The following is an 18,574-nucleotide window of genomic DNA, read 5'->3' as shown; positions in this document are numbered from 1 at the left end:
CATGCTGGGAAAAACTGCAGGTGGGTTGTTTTGGATGTCCCGGTACCTAGAGCGAGCGGAAAACACGGCTAGGCTGCTGGAAACAGGTCAGCGGATGGCGTTGACCCGTACTAAGAACTCCGCTGAGGAATGGGCCTCTGTTCTGAAAACGGCCGGAGTTCTGGATGCGTACTACGCCAAATACGATGATGTTTCAAAAGACAACGCGGTGGATTGGGTGCTGCGCGATGCTGATAATCCATCCTCGATCAAGTCAGTCATCAAACAGGCACGAGACAACGCGCGCCTTGTTCGAACCGCGTTGACCCATGACGTCTGGAGTGCAGTAAACTCCACTTGGATGCAGATCGATGAAATCATGAAGCGCCGTGTGAATGAGCGTGATTTGCCTGCAACGCTGGAACTTATTCGCCAACAGGCGGCTTTGGTTCGTGGTGCCACATTGGGAACCATGCTGCGCAATGACATTTTCGACTTCACCCGTATTGGTACGTTTCTCGAGCGGGCCGACAATACCGGGCGCATTCTCGACGTTAAGTACTATGTTCTTTTGCCCACGGCCTTTTCAGTTGGCTCATCACTGGACAATATACAATGGGAAAGCATCCTCCGCTCTGTTGGTGCGGGTGGCGGGTATCGAATGACCCATGGAGAAAAAACGCGGCCGTCTGATATTGCCCAGTTTCTAATCTTGGATCAGCGCATGCCTCGCAGCCTGCACTTTTGCTGCAGAAAAATTCAGGAGAACCTGTCATACCTGCAGAAAGACTATGGCTTTGCCGGGCCTTCGTGCGAGGCGTCTAAAGTTCTCTACGAGAAATACCTGGATCAGAAAATCTCCGATATTTTCGAGCTCGGACTGCATGAGTACATTCAGGATTTTCTGACAGATCTCGGCAACTTAAGCCGTCAGATAGAAATCGATTATCGGTTTTACGAGTAGCCAATGAAACTGCACATTCGACATGAGACACGATACGATTACGACGCGCCAGTTCCATTCGGGCTGCAGCAACTGAGGAAGACACCAAAGTCATTCCGCAATCAGAACATTGTAAGTTGGAGCACCCAAATTACCGGCGGGCGCAAAGAACTGACATTTGAAGACTATCACCGCAACACCGTGGAGTTGATCAGTTTCGACGCGAACACCCAAAGTATCTCGTTGATCTCTGAGGGCGTTGTCGAGGTGGAAGACACCCATGGCGTCTTGGGGCACCACGAAGGGTCGACGCCTTTGTGGCTATTCAAAAGGGGCACCCCGCAGACAACGCCGGGGAAAGGGGTTGCCGAACTGATAAGCGCGTTGCCCAAAGGTGAACCGCTGGAACAGATACATGCTCTGTCCGAAACAATTCGAGCTCAGGTCGCTTACGAAATTGGAAGTTCGCACCCGGGCTGGAGCGCTGAAGATGCACTCAAAGCTGGGGGCGGTGTGTGTCAGGACCATGCGCATATCTTCATTACATGCGCACGACAGATTGGAGTGCCAGCACGCTATGTATCGGGTTACTTAATGATGAACGAAACGGAACTTCAGGATGCGACCCATGCCTGGGCCGAAGTGCATTTGGACGGGCTTGGCTGGGTGGGGTTTGACGTTTCAAATGGGATCTCACCTGACGATCGATACGTACGCGTCGCAACCGGGCTGGACTATGCCCAAGCCGCACCGGTAATAGGGAATAGAATTGGGGCAGCGGGCGAGCAATTGACAGTGCAGTTGCAAGTCGCACAGCAGTGACGGAGAATTTGATGACCTATGCTGTGGGCATGCGGCTGAATCGCGGGCTGGTATTCATGTCCGATACGCGCACGAATGCAGGCGTGGACAATGTTTCGACCTTCAACAAGATGTTCAACTGGACAGTCGAAGGTGACCGGTCGATCACAATCCTAACGGCCGGAAACCTGGCCACTACTCAGGCCACGATAAGCCTTCTGGAAGAACGAACAAAAGCGCCTGCAGATCGTTCACCATCGATCTTAGAGGCACCGACAATGTTTCAAGTCGCGCAACTGGTCGCGGCAACATTAAACGATGTCATTGAAGAGCACGCCCGGACTGGTCAGCAAGCCGACAGCGCTTTTCATGCGACACTCATTCTAGGCGGCCAAATCAAAGGTGGCCCGTCACGCCTGTTTCTGATCTACCCCGAAGGTAACTTTATCGAGGCCGGCGCCGACACCCCGTTCTTTCAGATTGGTGAGACGAAATACGGTCGCCCTATTTTGGTGCGAGCCTATGATCCGGAAATGAGTTTTTCAGAAACCGTAAAACTCTTGCTTGTCAGTTTTGACTCCACGATTAAGGCCAATCTGTCTGTCGGGGCTCCGCTTGACCTGCTTCTATACGATGAAGACAGCCTTGACGGCGGTACGCGGTCAAGATTCGAATCCGACGACCAGTATTTTCGCATTGTTTCCGATGGATGGGGTGACGCGCTGAAATCGGCCTTGGCCAAACTTCCAGAATACAGATCGGGGCGAAAATCAAACGATTGAGAGTCCGCTATGTCCGCAGCCCTCCGGCACAAGCGGGCCAATTGCGGGACAATCCGCAAGACATCTTCAGCGCTTTTCAACTCTGGGTCTGCCATCCGTCCCAACGCGGTCATTAATTTAAGCAGCTAGGGCATGCGTAAAATTGGCCTACTAGATTCTAAGTTCCACAGACGTTCGGCAAAGGCCAAATCCTGCTCCCGCAACCAAAATTACCAGTAAAATATCAAGCACTTAGCGCTCCAAGGGGCGCTCCTTGCGCTTGGAGCCTCCTCATGCGGCGCTGCAACGGTGCTGCGCCACGGAGCAAACTAAAGATACCAAAGAGTACCTACGGGCCTGCATCCCGGTCGAAAACAACGCAAGACGCCGTTCAAGTACGACAAGCGCAGATACAAGCGGCGAAATCGCATCGAGATTTTGTTTGGCAAGCTCAGGGATTGGAGGCGCGTGGCGGCACGCCATGAGCGTTGTCCCAAGGTCTTCATCTCAGCAACCGTCATCTGCTGGTTTTGAATCCTGACCCTAGCTGCATTGAGCTGTCTGGCGCTTTTTTTCCGGCCAGAATTCATCCACCACGACATATGCGATGATCACAAAGATAGCGGCGCTGGCAACTTGCATAACCCGAGTGATGCTCTTGACGTCAGCCTCGTCTGAAAACGGCGCAACCGACCCGCCATATACGATCAGAGCCGTTGTAATAGCTGAACCGGCTGCCGCGGCGAGCGGAGCTTGAGATTTTCCAAGCGCTCCGAGTGACAGACAGAAGAAGAAACACAGCAGAATGGGTGTCAGAATAACCGGAGCTATGACGTTTATTTCATAGCATACGATAGACACCGCAGCCCCAAGGAGGTTTGCCGTCAGCATAGATTTTGCAACTGTCTTGCCGGCCGCAGGCATCGCCGCAAGTTGCTGGCTCAGCAACGCGACAAAGAACAGAACCAGCAAAGCAGACGCGCCGGAAACAAAAAACGCCATAGCAAACGGAATGGTGACAAGCGACATCCTGACTATTCGACGATGTGGGTCGAAGTCCGGCGACAATACAGCTTTCTTTTGAGCTGCCGTTTGAGGTTCAGCAGGTATCAGTACGAACATCAGCGTCGATACCATGCCTGCAAACAGCAGGTTCAACGGAATCCAATACACTAGCACCAAGGCCAGATCCTGGGATTGCAGAACCAGGTTCGGGATCATCAACGCCCCCATGAGAGCTATGACACCCGGTAAAACTCCGGCGCCGGAAACCGACCACATGAAAGACAGGATTATTCCAATTGCCACGAGAATGAGAAACACGAGTGGATAAGGCGAGAAGATCGACGACAATAGGAATGAAATGAACATCAATCCAATAGAGAAGACAAAAAGCTTGGCAAATGCTGCTAAAGGCAATGCGGCAGGTGCTTGCAGAAAAAGGGCCGTGAACACCGCGCCAACAACAGCGAGTGGCCAGCCAAGAAACAGGCCCAAGGAAAACACGCCAGTTACACCCAGTGCAAGCCGGGTGACAGAGCGTTGGTCCTCAGTACGCATAGGACAGAATTGAAACCAAGCGAATGTAGGTACGACCAACGAGGTTCAGCAAAGTGTTGTCACTTAGGTACATAATCACATCGGCCTGTCCGTTGAGCTGAAAGCGAAGGTCATCTTCTGTGCTTCCAGCTTCGTAACCGGGCAAAACAATCCGGACCGGGAACCTTTCAGGCTCTCGCAAAAACCCTTTGGTGCTTGGCGGGCTCGCCAATTGCCCGGGCTCATCACCGCCACTTAAGGAAACGGCCGCACTAAAGCTCTCGATGACCCCCGAAACGATTTTACCGGGATGCATGTCCAACACGACATCAACCGGAGACCCTATGGAGGCTCTTCCAAGGTTGTTCTCGGTAAAATACGCCTCGATCCAGACGTCAGTTGCGTCCAGAAACGTCAATAGATCCTGACCGGATCGCGCATACGTCCCTGGCGCTATCAGCAGATTGGATATGACGCCCGTCGCCGGAGCGCGTAGTTCGGTCCATTCAAGGTTCAGTTCCGCATCCGCCAATGCAGCCAACGCGCGCTGGATTTTCGGGTTTTCAATCCCGTCGTCACCAAGCCTCTGTTTTGCTTTTTCCAGATCTGCCTTTGCGTTCTCGTAGTTTGCCTCAGACTCTGCAAGTTGACCTCGTGCATCATCGGCCTTTGAGACGGCAATCAACCCTTTCTTTTCAAGCGCAAAAACGCGTTCCGTTTGAATGCGCATCGTATCCAGATCACTCTGCGCCCTTGCCAGTTTGGCTTGTGCAGCTCTTACCTCTGCCGAGGATGCACCCACTTCCTGCGTGGCAGCTTCGAGGTCAGCTTCCGCCTTGTCGCGTTGAATTTCATAGGGTCGGGGGTCGATCCGGACAAGGACATCTCCGGCCGAGACTATCTGGCCATTTTCGACCAGTACGTCAGTAACAGTGCCTGTCACCTGCGGGACGATCTGGGTCGCCACAGCTTTTACTCTGGCGTTCCCGGTAAATGGCGTTTTCCGATCAGCGACCAGGTACCAGACAAGAAAAATCAGAATGACAGCCAGGGTTGTCCAGATCGTCTTCCTCATTTCGCCGCACCTTCAGAAGCACCCTCGGCTTCGGGCGAGGTATCAATCCAAACCTTGAACAGCTCATAGAACACAGCAAAGAGTACCGGCCCCATAAAGACGCCGATCAAACCGTACGCCATCATACCTCCGAGAACACCGATGAGGATGACCAACATGGGAGTCTCAAGGCCTTTTGAGATGAACACGGGTCTTAGGAAGCTGTCCATTATTGTGACGGGCACGGCCAATATGGTGAATATCAAAGCAGTTCCGCCGGACATGGAACTCCATGCGTAGATAATAACCGGTATAAGAACCAATCCGGGCCCGATTTGGATGATCGAGAGTATCAGGCAGATAAATGCCAGCGTGGCGGCCGAAGAAATTCCGAACAAAGCCAGCAGTATCCAAACGAAGACCGCCTGAATGGCTGCTACGCCGATCACGCCTTTTGTCACGTTCCGAATTGTTGCACCTGCCAGTGTTACGAATTCACCGCCGCGCGGTGCGAAAACACGGTTTGCAAAGCGTTGGAGACCTTGGACCAAATTTGGCCCGGGGCTGAACAACGCCCCCATAATCAATACGGACAGGGCCAAGCCAAGAAGCCCGATTCCGATGCCCAACACCTTTCCGAAGAGCGATTTTGTGATCTCAAGGATTTGCGCGCCGTATTTTGCAAGCGCGCCGTCCAGATTCCGCTCGAACATACCCCAAACATCGGAAATTTTGTCTCCAACCAATGGCAGTTCCTTAAGGCCCTCGGGCGCAGGCGGGACTTTCAACTCACCCTTGTCTGCTTGTTCCGCGAATTCAGACCCAAGTTCTGCAGCACCGGATATCGCCGTAGCAACCGGCCCCAAGGTCAAAACAAGACCCACCAAAACCAAGATCGCCGCCGCAAGCTTCTTCCGCCCTCCCAACTTGGATTGCAGCCAATCAAATGCCGGGTACAGCGCAACGCAAAGGATCGTTGCCCAGATAACCACGCTTGCAAGCGGGGCGACCATGATCAAGGCGCTGTAGAGGAACAGTCCGAGAAAGAGCAATCGTATTGCCAGATCGACAATCTTCGCGTCCTGAGTCTTTTCCATTCCATCCCTCCATGTGTTTTTCGAATGTTACACTCAAAAAACATAATATGTATATTTTTTTGAATTTTGGTGATCATCTATCAGCTTGAAGACACAAATGAATCCGGGCCACGGCTTGAGGGTCCCAGTCAAACCAATGCCTGGGCATGAACTCGATTTGGCCAAACTGGGATAATCTACTTGTCCGCTTTTTTGTCGTCCTGGGACAAGATTGTATCCGCCACTGTGGTCGCCGCGGTTACGAAGACACCGAGGCCCACGACGATGTAAATCATTGTGAAGATCTTCCCTGCCGCGGTTTCAGGTGAGAAGTCACCAAACCCCACGGTCGAAATTGTCACGACAGAAAAGTAGATTGAGTCGAGCCAACTCCAACCTTCGACAAAGTGGTAAAAGACCGAGGCCCATAAAATCATTCCAACCGTGAATGCAAGAATGCCTTTCACTCTGCCGTCCTTGAGGGCGACGCCTATCCCTCGTGTTATTCTGGTTAGTGAGTTCATCATGTCCTCATTGTTTGATGAATTCACATATAACAGTTATTGGATGAATGTGGAGAATCCAGGGAAACCGGCTGCCTGTCGGTTGAAGGATGCGTCGACCCGCCAAAGGGTCCTGACCCCTTGATTTCCGTTTGGCAGAGTAACTCACGTTCGATAACGAGCGATAAACACGTCTGATCTCTTGGGGGCGGCCGACGCCTAGATGGCGCGTCTTGAACCCGTTGCCCAAGTTTCCCGGCAAGCCGCGCGTTCACTGCCCGTTATATCCATGCGGTCATCCCGCCGCGTGAGAACACCAAACTCTGAAACAACCAGCGCAGAGGCAATAGCCCGGAACGAAGCAGTCAACGCATCGCGATACCTGGGCCGGGCCCTGTGGCGGCGAAGGAGCGGATATCACCGCTGGATCCATGTCGAGAGCAAGACGAACTGCGTGAAACTTCGTGTTCAGTCACTCATGGCTCGCACCTGCGACTGACAGGTCGTGGAAATCCGGGCAGGCGTTGGGGTCCTGAACCACTAAACCGCTTTTGGCACACCCGTCAGAGAGCCCGTAGGATTAGTCCGTCCGGGGGGTAAGTCCGTCCGGGCAAAGGGGAAGTCTGCCCGACAACGGATTTGTGCAACAAAGCCCATCCGACCCCTTGGGAAACGCGATTCTATGAATATTGCTGAATGTTGGGGCTTGAAATGCGTTAATCAAATCTGACCCAAAACCGGTGGAAGACGCAGCTATTCTGCGCTTTTTCAATGACTTCGAGCGAGTCGTTAAAAAAAGCCAAACAATGTAGAAACGGCCTTGTATTTCCGTCGCTTGCACGGATATACCCGTCGACGGAGACGTGGCCGAGTGGTCGAAGGCGCTCCCCTGCTAAGGGAGTAGGCCCGGAAGGGTCTCGAGGGTTCGAATCCCTTCGTCTCCGCCATCAACCCATTTCAGTGAATTGGCATGGCGTGTTTAACATGCTGTAAATATATAAATAATCGGTATTTACCATCTCATAGTATCATCTTGAGTTTTACTAAGTTGCTCTTAGTGTATTTCATTGAGTGGTATATATTGTGGTATTTCATGGCTGCGCTCAGCGGGAAGCAGACAAAGAAGCTGGTAGAGAATCTTGGCCCGGGTCGGCATGGCGACGGTTCTGGCCTGTACCTTGTTGTCGATCCCTCGGGTGCGCGACGCTGGGTCGTCCGCGTAACAGTCAAGGGACAGAAGAACCGCAAGGGCGCGCCGCTGCGCACAGATTTTGGATTGGGCGGCGCTGACGTCGTCACACTGATTCAGGCCCGCGAGAGGGCACTGGAATACAGGCGTATGGCGAAAGCAGGGTTGAACCCTCGATTCAACGCTCAACGTGAATTCCCGACCTTCGAAGAACTCAGCCGTCAGGTCCACATCGACCGCCTGCCTACATGGAAGAATGCAAAGCACGGTCAGCAATGGCTCAACACCTTGCGCGACTACCTGCGGATCGCATGAAAGGCGGGCAGGTCCATCGTGTCCCCCTCACCGACGAAATGCTGGCCATACTGGAGCCGCTGCGTGCGCTGGCGTCTGACTATGTGTTCGAGGGTCAAAAGCGGCATCATCCCTTGTCGAACATGTCCATGCTGATGCTGCTGCGCCGGATGCGGCAGGATGGAGTCACCGTGCATGACCGGTACCAAGGAAAAGCAGTCATTCGACAGAACTGTTTCGATGGCCGCTTCGAGCCCGGAGCGGATCTTCGTTTCGCTGTTGGAAACGAAGGAGCAACGAAGGAACACATACCTAGCGACACAACCCGGCATCGAAAACGGCCATCATTGCGCTTCTCAGGCGAGCCACATCTTCGTCCACTGAAGCGGAGTGATCGCATTTTAATGACGGCAATACCTCGACCCGGATCGTTCCGCTCTTGGCATTTGCTGCCTGCCCTCTGGGCGCACGACCCGACAAGCACTCTGCACCCTGCCTCTATTCGGCAATGGCGAGGGCACATCAACAGAAAGTCTGACGTTGGCGATTGACATCATTAGCAGGTGTGAACCCATACCCGACCGACGTTGTAAATCGAACTACTGTTGCGGCGAGTACCAAATCGGCGAAGTGTACGCGCGTTCCTGTGCTGTCATTGGGACGTTATCTGGCATTTGTATTCCAAATTTGACGGCATCATACGCCGTCCATCGAGGGGTTGGAATTTCTATGACCCGGGCATAATAGAATGCGCTTTCCGAAGGATCGAAATCCGGGTCTTCCCACACGGTTCCCAGCTCAGAGGCTCCAATTGTGTTGGTCCACGAGGGAATTGAAAGGTCCACTGTGGTGCCTACGGATGACAACCTACCAGCGGCATCTGGTTCGCGGGTACCAGACCAGGCCACGTCATAGACCCTTTCCCGTTGATCTCCATCTGCATCCAACCAGCCCTTTATGATCTGGATTCGATCCAGGTTTGCTCCCATCGGATCACGAAGCGCATATACCAGAAAGGAAGGTGCGCCTTCCCCGGGGGCAAGATCACCACCCATCGGCACACCTTTGGTGTATCCCACAAGCGCCAAGTCGCGCCGCAAGGCATCTTCTTCGGTAAAAGAATATCCTCCGAACATACGGACGCGCATTCGAGGTCCTGTAGTTGCGTAGGTTTCACGCCGATGCATCGCATCCCAAATGGCTTCTCGGGAATTCTCCTGCGCCCATACTGCGGTCAGACCGCCAGTAATGTATTGCGATGAAAGCAGCGCAACAGTCCCGTCAGCATAGGTCTTGCTGACATGTTGGCTGCGCTCTTCGCTGGGCTCATACCCGGTGAATTTCCCGAAGAAATTGTCGTTGTCTGGAGTCGTCAAACCTGTGTGTGTGTCACTGGCCCCACCCAAGCCAAACTTGAAAGGATTCACCCCCAAAGTCTTTTCCAAAGACAGGCCTCGAAGTAATCCGGATCGAGCGTATTCACCGGGCAACATTTCTGGCTCTTTCGGAACCGAAGCATCCAGATTGCCGTAATCCCATGTTTCGAAGTCAGCAAATTCATCGTCAGGTGATAGAAACGGGTGGGCCTCACCATCTCCCTTAATCTGAGTTGGTTCATATAGTCTTTCCCATTTGTTTCGCGCTTCTGCGTATGCGGGATCTAACGGCACCCCATCCGCGAAGTCATCGACTAACGGGAACATCCAGCCGTTAGACAAGTTCCCGTTATGTGGAATAGCAAGCACACGCCCGCCTGTCGTTTGCTCATAGTTCTCCAACCACTTCCAAAGATCACGAGGGTTAGGTGAGCCCACCGGTGGCGTTGTTGTGTAAGGCAGTATTTGTCTTGTGAGCTCAGGGCCGTCGCGAAAGATCACATTTCGGTGCAAATTGTTCCCTGCAACAAGAGATGTCCATTCATAGGCGATAAAGGTACTGAACACGCCGGGATCATTGTACTCTTCCGCGGCATCGATAATATCGCCCCAAACACGGGCATACGCGGGGTTGCCCGGTTGATAGTTCAGCGCAGGGGAAACCTGTCCTTGAGCAAACGCCGCTGTCAGCTCGAGCGCAGCCGCCAGAGCGGCTTCTCCACCTTTGTTGAATTCTTCATGGAAATATCTGCCTTGCTCATCTGCTAAGATGTTGGGAGCACCTCCGATGATGTCGGTGATAGCACCCATCGCATCCGAATGATCTGTAATCATGAAGAAATCGAGAGGCATCGACAATTTTACAGGTTGCCCCGTGTTCGACACAACTTCTTCGCCACGCGCAAACCGATAGGCATCACGCGGCATGAGGCGCGTACCGCCTCCACCAGCATCGCCGGAAAGCCCAGTATGAACGTGAGTGTCACCAAAATAGACTTGTGTTGGATATGCGCGTTCGGCGTAAGGTGAATAAGGTCGACCGGAAGGACCGGAAAGGCCCGACGGATTTATTGCATCCTGAGCTAAGACTGGGCTCCCCAGAATGAGAGCTGCTGGCAAAACATAGCGAAACAATTTTTCCTCCCTAATTTAAGGCACCATAGCACAACTCTGCTCCGGAATTTTTTCCGACTTAGTTCGAAGGTTTGCTAAGTCCGCAAAGTACACGTTCAAGCAAGTTGCAGCGAACGACCGCATTGAGCCCAAACTAACGGATGCCGCGACACGCACGAAAGGCGGCTTACAAGCGCGGTATGCGATTCGATTAAGAACTCTGATCAATAAGTCAAAGAGACAACATGATCGATCAAGAGCAATGAAAAAGAGTTCTCGCTACTTATGATAAGCAGATTAACCAGCGAGGGTTGCCGGGTGTACTTGTGAAACCCATGCGCGCGGATTGGTGAGGTCACAAAATGGCGGTTCGTGACAAAAAAATCGCCGTATTGATCATCAAGGAGCTTCAGGAGAGATTTGCAGCGTCACATCTGCACGAACCAAAGATCCTGATACAGGGGTGCGGTGCAAAGATGTATCCCGGTGAAGCCATAGAACGGACCTCTAGTCTGACTGATCAGTCATAGATTTCTACCGACAGCGCATCCATCGCATATGAGGTTTCGATGTTGGCCTGGCCGTCCACGTAATTGAGTGACTGGGACCTGCTCAGTGCCTGCATTTCCCCGCTTATCCAGACTGGCTTATACAACTCGTCGATTTCGAAGCCTTGTTCGTATCGCACATAGACCATCTGATTGGCTGGAGGTGGTGGTGTGTGAATGCAGGCTCCAACTGTCGGAACCAGAAGGAATTCGACCGCCTTCTGGTCAACAATATCCAGGGGAAGGAGATAGCCGGGAAGGCGCACGTTCTCCCCCAAAAGGTCAAGGTTCGGTTCGCGCGCGGCAATCAACCGTTGGTTCATCACAATTTCGCGTTGTTCAAACAACCAATCTGGATCAAGACCTTGAGATACGAGGTCTTCGCGGATCTGAACCGCTTCGGCGCGCTTCTTGTCATCCGCAGTGTCCGCATGCAGAACCTCAATCCGATAAAGCATGGCCAACGCATTGACCTGAGAATATTCTAGGGTGGCAAAAGGATCGTGGTAGGGCCGCTCTTCAGGAAGGAGATCCTGCCAACTTATGTTGCGCGGATCCGCTGCAAGAAGAGGCCCCGCAATCGCAAGGGCGAATAAGATATTCAGAAAATGCGCAATGGTCTTCATTTCAGCGGATCCTCTTATTCAAAGCCGCACCGACAGTCCGTCTGATAGCGTCATACGGTACACCCTTAACGCAGGTACAATACTGGCAAGAAGACCAGAGCAGAAAACGAGGGCTATGAGAAGAACCTCGCGAAAACTCGGCAGGTCAACACCGATGCGGAGCCCAAAATTTGCGGCAAGAATCGGATCTATCACGAGCGTGAGAGCGCTGAGCGCGATTACTCCAAGCACGATGCCGGCCGACAACAATAAAACGGCTTCAAGCAAGATCAGGGAAAAGACGCCGGCTGGTGTTGCGCCCACGGATCGAAGGATCGCAAATTCACGCCGCCGGTTGTCGAGCGAAGCAGACAACATGACCACCATGCCGATCATTCCAGCCACTGCCACAGCGCCTGCCATCAGACGCAGCGCGGTCTCGGCCGTACTGGTAATCGACCAAAGCTGCAACAGCGCAACATTAGGAAGAACAGCAGTCAGTGCCTCGTCGCGATGGTCTGCCAGTTGCCGTTGAACTGAAAGCACCGCTGTCTTCTCCTCAAGCCCGGCAAAAATCGCGTTGATGGCCTCCGGTTCATGATCATGGCCACCGTGATCGTGCCCGCCAGAAGTCCTGACAGCTTCCGCCTCGTCTTCATGGTCGCTTTCGTGGGCATGACTGTCGTCATATTCCTGATGCCCTTCTTCGTGCTCGTCAGGCTCGTCTAACTCCACATGGCTATGGTCTTCGTGTTCTTCGCCGTGATCCGCATGCCTGTTCGCAAATTCGCTGGCTGCGTGGTCTTCATTATGGGAATGCTCGGTGTCATGGTCTTCGTGTTCTTCGGCGACTTCAGGTGCATCGACCAAAACAAACGGGTCCGCACCCTCTGATGTAGGTTCTTCGTGTAAGGCGTCAAAACCCTCGAGCGAGACAAAAACCATTCGGTCAACGGCCGTCCCGGTATGCCCCAGCACGCCGGTCACTGTGAAAGGCGCTTCGTCGTGGACATCAAAGGCAACTTCGCCCGAACCATGGGCATTCACAATCGCCGTGCCGAGCCCATATTCAAAGACCCGTGCAACTTCTGCACCGATCACTGCGCCATCTGCAGACGAAAAAGAGTGTCCTTCAGAAAAGGTCAGATGTCGGCCGCCGCTGTGACGAAAACGATCAAAGTAATGCTTGGACGTGCCAATCACTGGATATCCACGATGGTTGTCACCCATCATGATCGGCACTGTCCAGCTTACCTGGGGCAGATCTTCGATCATCTCGTAGCTTTCCCAGGTGATACCGGCGCCTGTTGTACCGACACCAAAAACCGTTGCCATCAGGATCTGCACATCGTTTCCGCGTGCCGCAATGATCAGGTCGATACCTGATGCAGAATTGGAAAAACCCGCTCGTGCCTCTGTTCGCAGTCGTTCAACCCCAACAATTAAAGCCACGCTCAAGGCAATGCTAAGAACAGTCAACGTAGCGATAAAGCGGCGATTGAGAAGGCTTTTCAAACAAAGGTTGAACATCACGTTTTCCCCGCGTTCAGCTTTGGCAGGTCGACGCTCCGATCGAAGTGTTTTTCCAGGCTGCGATCATGGCTCACAAATAGCAAACTCGCCCCTGATGCATTGCATTCTTTCAGCAACAGCTGGACAAACGTGTCTTTCGCTTCCTCATCCAAAGCCGAGGTAGGTTCATCCGCCAACACAACTTCGGGCGCCCCTATCAAAGCCCGCGCCGCCGCAACTCGTTGTTGCTGCCCAACACTCAGGGCGCTGGCAGGTCGATTGATCAGCTCAGCATCCTCAAGACCCAGCTCACTTAGCAACCGTGTTGCAGTAGCCTTGGGGGCTGGCCCCGATCGATTGCGACGGTGCGCTGAAAATCGGCAAGGCAGCAACGTGTTTTCAAGCGCACTGAGCCAAGGCAAAAGATTAAAGACTTGGAAAACAATCCCCAAATGATCCACGCGAAAACGGTCACGATCACCTCCGGCCAAAGCCCCGACATCCGTACCTGCAACGTGAACCGCGCTTTGCGGTACATCGATCACGCCGGCAATTGCCGAAAGCAACGTGGTCTTTCCGCTGCCACTGGGGCCTCTCATAAACACGCTTTCCCCGGCCTCAAGATCGAAGTTATCGACTGAGAGCACCGGATCGTGTTGACCGGGCCACCGAAATACCAAGGATTTGAGTTCGACAGTTTTCATTGATGACACCGATGCTTTGGTCAGGTTTTTCAAAGATAATTGAGCTTTTTGGTGATCCAGAAAAGGATCTCTGCCAAAACACCAATGGCTCCGGCTTTGTCTGTCTTGACCAAAGCTGTTCCTGACGTTCCAAATTGCAATGAATTACTGTCTGCATCTGCAGCTAGTTCAACCAAAACGATGTAGCTGGATATCCCAGCTAGTTCCCGCAATGAGGGAAGACCTGATCTTAGATCAACAGTACCTTCGACAGTTCCGACCGGAAAATCTGAAATACGGCCGGTAATTTCTCCACCGGGTTCCGTTCTAAATGCAAGCCGGATTTCGTCACCGACCGAAACATTGGCTCGACTGGATTGGGGAAGAGTAGCAATTATTGCATAGTCTCCAGGTTCGACAAAAGTAATTGCTCCTTGTAGCGGAGTGGCGCGGTTACCTGGTCGGAGTGAAACAGCCGTAACAACGCCGTTTCCCGGAGCTTTCACAACTGTTTGCTCTAAATCCCAAATAGCTTGCGCAAGCGTCTGTTCAGCCTCCACAACACCTGCGTCACGCCCGTCGATCTTCGCGGCGATACGCCGCTCAAGGCTTGTCTTCCGGGCTTCGGCTGCGCGGATATTCGCGGTCAACTGGTCGATGGTTGAGACAGCCTCTTGCAGTTGGAACGTGGTTGATGCCCCGCGTTCTTCCAAACGGATGATGTCATCACGACGCTGAATTCCGAAAGTCAGCTGAGCAGTCAAGGATTCAATCTCGGCCTCGGCAGCTGATAAATCTGATACCAGTTGATCGGCAGATGACTTTGCAGTTTCCAAGACGGCTTCGAGCCGAGAGACCTCGGCTTTATACACCTCATTATCTATTCGAAACAGAGGCTCGCCTTTTGCGACTTCCTGGTTTGGCTCGACAATGACTTCTGTAACCGTGCCGGCCACATTCGGAGCAATATTCGTTGAAACACCCTGAATGGATACCGGGCCAGTCGGAGTTGTGTGGTTCAGCGCACCGATGACCACCAGAGCGATAACAGCAGCTACACCGTAAACCAGAGTTTTCCAGAACCCATTCCAGGGGAGAAGGTGAAACTTGGAAAAGACCAACCAGACTATTCCAAAGTAGAGGCCGAGTACTATTAACAAGACTTCATTCCTTCGTGATGTTTCCGGAAAGTTTGAACGACCACCCGAGCTTACGAGTGATCGCCCTGTTTGTCATGATGACTTAATTGTCGTTTTGCTCTTCCAACACTTTGCGGTTGGCTTCACGATGGCGCCACGCCGCGCCCATACTTTCCTTCAGATTTTCGGGAAGCGCATCCAGAGGAACAACAAGATCGTCATCAACTGGCCACTCGGTCAGCAATTCAGGATGATATCCTTCGGGATAGTACAGCTTAGGATCGATCTCCATATCTCGCACGTAGGGTTCTTGAATGTCTTCACGCTGATGCGGCGGCTTGGGCACGATCAACTGACCATTGCTAAAGTCAAACTGCGGCGCTCTTGAGTTTGGAAACTCGGGCAATATGCCTTCGCGAACCCATATCTGATCTTTGGTGACGTTCACAACGATCCCGTCAGGCGCTCCAAAGTGATAGGGGCCTTTCCAGTGCTCTCGGATCTCCGCTACGGTTTCCTCGATCTGATATGGGTCATAGCTCATGTGAGTGTTCATCAGAAGCCTGGGTTGTACCAGATTGGCAATGTAGCCGGCAGCGTAGCTGGGCGTATGATGGGTATCGACGGTATAACGCCCGAGGAAGGGCGGCACGCCTTGAACTCCAGAGGAGATTTCGATGATTTCCTGCTGCTGTTCCGTGACGAAGACATCACAGCCTTTGGCAAAAGGAATGTCGATCATGTTGGGTCGACCGTCACCTGTCCAGATAAAGCACATGCCATTCCAGTCCATCCGGTATCCCGACGCACCGTCTTTGGCATGGCTTCTTTGCCAATGTGTGACTTTGACCCCGTCTTCGTCATAGATCACGCCACCATTGTCACGGAAATCAAATTCGTTGACTTCGATGTCCCAACCTTTGCCAACGGGAAAGACACTGAACGCGTCCCGGTGCCATCCGGTCATCATTTTCATGCCTTCTACCATCGTTGCAGTGCCGTACTCTTTGGTGCGGCCGGATGGGCCATGGACCGTCAACTGCTCGTGCCATCCACCTGCCCAAGTTCCGAACATCCACAGGTACGGCAACCCACCAAAGTGGTCTACGTGCAGGTGCGTAATAAAAACATCAGTGATTTCATTCAGTGCATATCCGCTGGCAATGATGTTTGCAGGTGAGCCTTCACCAATGTCGAACATGAAAATCTTACCGTTGCCCAGCTCAACAAGAATCGCCGTGTTCATTTGCCCAGGGCGAATGAACGGGGCAGATCCCATGAAGATAATTCTCATCTCATTGGGCTGTACATCTTCTGTGCGCGGGAACCAGTTTGCCGCGCTTTTCAACCACGGTTGTGGAGAGATGCCCTCAAAGGTCAGACCTTCTTTCCAACGCCCCATGGGGACGCCGCCGGTCAGTGCAGCCTCAATATCTTCTCGGGATGAGGGCTCCTTTACTGGAGGAGCCTGACCGAGCGCACTAGTGGCGAACAATGTCGCTGCGGCGGCGAGTGCGCCGAGTGAATTAATCGATTTATTGCATCTGTCTTGCAGCATATTTTCAGTCCTTTGTTCGAGCCTTTGTGAATATGGGAGCCACTTCTGAAATTGATTTCGGGACGATTTCTGATTGGATGACCCAAGAAAGATGTTCAGCGATTTCTTCAGCCAGGCCGTCAAGGCTTTCCGTGACGGGATCGATCAGATATGCTGGAGTTGTATTATTGACCTTCTCCGGTCTCTCCAACTCGGCCGAGAGCAGCTCGAAATCCTGGCAAAGCGTCTCAAATCCATGATGAGTCTTTCGTATGTGGCGGATGCGGTTGATTTGGTCAGGGAAAGTGAGTTCTAGTAAACTGACGTCTGTCATCGTCCGGCCACTTGGTTCCTCTCTGAGCACGAGCTTGAGGGCACAAGGCGTATCGCGGTAGGGTAACACCGTGAAATTAGGGTGACATCCAGTTGGTCAGGCGGCAGTATTGTTTTGAAAATACAGCAAAACTTGATTTGCGAGATGGCTGAGCAAGATCTGACACTTGATCCGGAACGGCATCCAACCCGCGTAAGGGAAGCCTTGGAACGCGTGTTGACCAGTGACACGTTCGCCAAGGCGGAACGCCTGCGGAACTTCTTGAACTACGTAGTTGAAGAGGCCATTGAAGGCAGGTCCGAGGCTATTCTTGGCAAAACGATCGCTCAGGATGTCTACTTCAAGAGTTTTGCCAGTGATGACGGCCACATCAATGTTGTCCGTGTGGATGCAGGGCGGTTACGGCGGAAGCTTCAACAGTACTATGAAACGGCAGGTGCTGGAGACAATCTGCGCATTCACATTGATAGCGGCGGCTACGCGCCTTGGTTCGAGGACCGCTCTGGTACAATTCAGAGCAATGTCGATCATACGCCATTCAGGCCAGGATTACCCTGGCTGATTGGCATCCCTGCTGTCACCATAGCGATCATTGCTCTTGCTTACTTCTTGGGCGGGCGCATGGAACAGGTTGTTGATCTCAACCCAAAGACATCCGCGCGCTCACTTGAGCGACAGGCTCTATCCGCTAAATCACCCGCTGCAGTACAGGCGTCAAACTACTGCGATCAAGCTCGGGGCCTGCTCTTTCCAATCGCAACTATCGATAACCAGATCCTGGCCAGCGACATATTTAGAATAGCAATAAATGAGGCTCCCGATTTTTACTGTGGATATGCCGGATTGGCCCATAGTCTGGGAACCCAGGCTCTACTAACGCGAGACGAGGAAGAGCGTGACGCGCTGATACTGAATTCAGGACAAATGGCTCAGAAAGCTGTGGACATTGCGCCCTCAAACGGTTGGAGCCAATCGGCAATGGCATGGGTATCTTACGTTTCCCGCGACTATGACAGAGCATTGGAGTATTCAGCACTCGCGCAGTCGCTTCGACCCAATGACGGAAACGTTCTGGACTTTCGCGGCGTGATACTACTGGTTATGGGTCGCTTTGAAGAAGCGTATGACGTCAGCGACCCAAGCCACCGCAGAGAGGTAGGAAGTCATCGGTTTGCCCACAGGAACATTCACGCGGTTGCCAGTTTTCACATCGGTGATTTTAGGGAAGCAATCGCGTCTTTGAAATTTGCGAGTGACAATGGTGACCCCGTCAGTGCACTGTCTTTGGTATTTTTGGCGGCTTCCTATCAAAGGTTGGGCAAATCCAAAGAGGCACATGCAACCTTGAATCAATTGAAACAGTCGTGGCCAGAGTTCAGGCCAGATCTTGTTCTAGCAGCATTTTATTCCAGTCCAAATCTATCGGACGAAGTGATTTCAGCCCTAACAGAAGCGGGATGGCGGTTTTAAGATATTCCTTTTCGAGCCATGGTTGGAGACAGGCACATGTGCGTAAAGTGTGTTTTACCGCCAACTCAGGAGAACATATCCTGGTAGTGTTAAGGTACGCCGAAAGTGGTCATCGGAA

The 18,574-nt window shown here is 52.6% G+C and carries 16 protein-coding genes, 1 tRNA gene and 1 pseudogene; 8 read left to right on the top strand and 10 right to left on the bottom strand.

Features of this window, described 5'->3' with window-relative positions:
• The first annotated feature begins 1 nt into the window (after position 1).
• The 4 genes and pseudogenes from D1823_RS13030 to D1823_RS13015 form a co-directional block, all read left to right on the top strand.
• Positions 2-943 carry an alpha-E domain-containing protein gene (locus D1823_RS13030; RefSeq protein ID WP_117870668.1) on the top strand — a complete coding sequence of 314 codons (942 nt, stop codon included), beginning with the start codon at positions 2-4 and terminating at the stop codon, positions 941-943.
• Between the two features lie 3 nt (positions 944-946).
• Positions 947-1,744, top strand: a complete 798-nt coding sequence (locus D1823_RS13025) for a transglutaminase family protein (RefSeq protein WP_117870665.1) — start codon at positions 947-949, stop codon at positions 1,742-1,744.
• 11 nt (positions 1,745-1,755) lie between these two features.
• Positions 1,756-2,505, top strand: coding sequence for a peptidase (locus D1823_RS13020; RefSeq protein WP_117870663.1), 750 nt, complete (start codon positions 1,756-1,758; stop codon positions 2,503-2,505).
• Between the two features lie 342 nt (positions 2,506-2,847).
• Positions 2,848-3,018, top strand: a pseudogene (locus tag D1823_RS13015) (IS5/IS1182 family transposase); the annotation flags it as partial.
• Between the two features lie 9 nt (positions 3,019-3,027).
• On the opposite strand, the gene D1823_RS13010 reads toward D1823_RS13015, so the two are convergent.
• The 4 genes from D1823_RS13010 to D1823_RS12995 form a co-directional block, all read right to left on the bottom strand.
• On the bottom strand, positions 3,028-4,044 hold the full coding sequence (locus tag D1823_RS13010) for a DUF2955 domain-containing protein (RefSeq protein WP_117870661.1): 1,017 nt from the start codon (positions 4,042-4,044) through the stop codon (positions 3,028-3,030).
• Positions 4,034-5,098: an HlyD family secretion protein gene (locus D1823_RS13005; RefSeq protein WP_117870659.1), complete on the bottom strand. Its 1,065-nt coding sequence runs from the start codon at positions 5,096-5,098 to the stop codon at positions 4,034-4,036. The genes D1823_RS13010 and D1823_RS13005 overlap by 11 nt, the downstream gene beginning before the upstream one ends.
• Positions 5,095-6,174: an AI-2E family transporter gene (locus D1823_RS13000; RefSeq protein ID WP_117870656.1), complete on the bottom strand. Its 1,080-nt coding sequence runs from the start codon at positions 6,172-6,174 to the stop codon at positions 5,095-5,097. Before D1823_RS13000 ends, D1823_RS13005 begins: the two co-directional genes overlap by 4 nt.
• Before the next feature lie 176 nt (positions 6,175-6,350).
• The gene (locus tag D1823_RS12995) at positions 6,351-6,620 is read right to left on the bottom strand and encodes a potassium channel family protein (RefSeq protein WP_234416729.1); all 270 of its coding nucleotides are present in this window, start codon (positions 6,618-6,620) and stop codon (positions 6,351-6,353) included.
• 893 nt (positions 6,621-7,513) lie between these two features.
• On the opposite strand from D1823_RS12995, the gene D1823_RS12990 reads away from it, so the two are divergent.
• The 3 genes from D1823_RS12990 to D1823_RS21930 all read left to right on the top strand — a co-directional run bounded on the left by D1823_RS12990 (position 7,514) and on the right by D1823_RS21930 (position 8,523).
• Positions 7,514-7,603: transfer RNA gene (locus D1823_RS12990), tRNA-Ser, on the top strand.
• A gap of 146 nt (positions 7,604-7,749) precedes the next feature.
• Complete coding sequence (locus tag D1823_RS12985) at positions 7,750-8,160, top strand: Arm DNA-binding domain-containing protein (protein WP_254683732.1); 411 nt, start codon at positions 7,750-7,752, stop codon at positions 8,158-8,160.
• Between the two features lie 174 nt (positions 8,161-8,334).
• Complete coding sequence (locus tag D1823_RS21930; protein WP_162896718.1) at positions 8,335-8,523, top strand: hypothetical protein; 189 nt, start codon at positions 8,335-8,337, stop codon at positions 8,521-8,523.
• Between the two features lie 215 nt (positions 8,524-8,738).
• On the opposite strand, the gene D1823_RS12980 is transcribed toward D1823_RS21930, so the two are convergent.
• From D1823_RS12980 to gntH, 6 genes are all read right to left on the bottom strand, one after another.
• Entirely contained in the window at positions 8,739-10,634 is a 1,896-nt protein-coding gene (locus D1823_RS12980; protein WP_205511996.1) for a DUF3604 domain-containing protein, read from the bottom strand.
• A gap of 514 nt (positions 10,635-11,148) precedes the next feature.
• Positions 11,149-11,802, bottom strand: coding sequence for a DUF3299 domain-containing protein (locus tag D1823_RS12975; RefSeq protein WP_117870650.1), 654 nt, complete (start codon positions 11,800-11,802; stop codon positions 11,149-11,151).
• An 18-nt stretch (positions 11,803-11,820) separates the two neighbouring features.
• A complete protein-coding gene (locus D1823_RS12970; protein WP_117870648.1) occupies positions 11,821-13,311 on the bottom strand; it encodes an FtsX-like permease family protein in 1,491 nt (496 codons plus the stop codon).
• Positions 13,311-13,997, bottom strand: coding sequence for an ABC transporter ATP-binding protein (locus D1823_RS12965; RefSeq protein WP_117870646.1), 687 nt, complete (start codon positions 13,995-13,997; stop codon positions 13,311-13,313). Before D1823_RS12965 ends, D1823_RS12970 begins: the two co-directional genes overlap by 1 nt.
• A gap of 29 nt (positions 13,998-14,026) precedes the next feature.
• On the bottom strand, positions 14,027-15,136 hold the full coding sequence (locus D1823_RS12960; RefSeq protein ID WP_117870644.1) for an HlyD family secretion protein: 1,110 nt from the start codon (positions 15,134-15,136) through the stop codon (positions 14,027-14,029).
• A gap of 82 nt (positions 15,137-15,218) precedes the next feature.
• Entirely contained in the window at positions 15,219-16,796 is a 1,578-nt protein-coding gene (gene gntH / locus D1823_RS12955; RefSeq protein ID WP_254683731.1) for a guanitoxin biosynthesis MBL fold metallo-hydrolase GntH, read from the bottom strand.
• Between the two features lie 271 nt (positions 16,797-17,067).
• Between gntH and D1823_RS12945 the strand changes: the two genes are divergently transcribed.
• Entirely contained in the window at positions 17,068-18,456 is a 1,389-nt protein-coding gene (locus D1823_RS12945) for a tetratricopeptide repeat protein (RefSeq protein WP_162896832.1), read from the top strand.
• Positions 18,457-18,574: the final 118 nt, after the last annotated feature.

The organism is Ruegeria sp. AD91A (genome assembly GCF_003443535.1).
In the GTDB taxonomy this organism is placed as follows: Bacteria; Pseudomonadota; Alphaproteobacteria; order Rhodobacterales; family Rhodobacteraceae; genus Ruegeria.
Note: the sequence above shows the minus strand (reverse complement) of the source record. Positions and strands in the feature narration are given on the sequence as shown.

What these genes read in the sequence shown, in the direction of transcription:
- D1823_RS13030 (WP_117870668.1), top strand. Translation starts at nt 2, where the DNA reads ATGCTGGGAAAAACTGCAGGTGGGTTGTTTTGGATGTCCCGGTACCTA.
- D1823_RS13025 (WP_117870665.1), top strand. Translation starts at nt 947, where the DNA reads ATGAAACTGCACATTCGACATGAGACACGATACGATTACGACGCGCCA.
- D1823_RS13020 (WP_117870663.1), top strand. Translation starts at nt 1,756, where the DNA reads ATGACCTATGCTGTGGGCATGCGGCTGAATCGCGGGCTGGTATTCATG.
- D1823_RS13010 (WP_117870661.1), bottom strand. Translation starts at nt 4,044, where the DNA reads ATGCGTACTGAGGACCAACGCTCTGTCACCCGGCTTGCACTGGGTGTA.
- D1823_RS13005 (WP_117870659.1), bottom strand. Translation starts at nt 5,098, where the DNA reads ATGAGGAAGACGATCTGGACAACCCTGGCTGTCATTCTGATTTTTCTT.
- D1823_RS13000 (WP_117870656.1), bottom strand. Translation starts at nt 6,174, where the DNA reads ATGGAAAAGACTCAGGACGCGAAGATTGTCGATCTGGCAATACGATTG.
- D1823_RS12985 (WP_254683732.1), top strand. Translation starts at nt 7,750, where the DNA reads ATGGCTGCGCTCAGCGGGAAGCAGACAAAGAAGCTGGTAGAGAATCTT.
- D1823_RS21930 (WP_162896718.1), top strand. Translation starts at nt 8,335, where the DNA reads ATGACCGGTACCAAGGAAAAGCAGTCATTCGACAGAACTGTTTCGATG.
- D1823_RS12975 (WP_117870650.1), bottom strand. Translation starts at nt 11,802, where the DNA reads ATGAAGACCATTGCGCATTTTCTGAATATCTTATTCGCCCTTGCGATT.
- D1823_RS12970 (WP_117870648.1), bottom strand. Translation starts at nt 13,311, where the DNA reads ATGTTCAACCTTTGTTTGAAAAGCCTTCTCAATCGCCGCTTTATCGCT.
- D1823_RS12965 (WP_117870646.1), bottom strand. Translation starts at nt 13,997, where the DNA reads ATGAAAACTGTCGAACTCAAATCCTTGGTATTTCGGTGGCCCGGTCAA.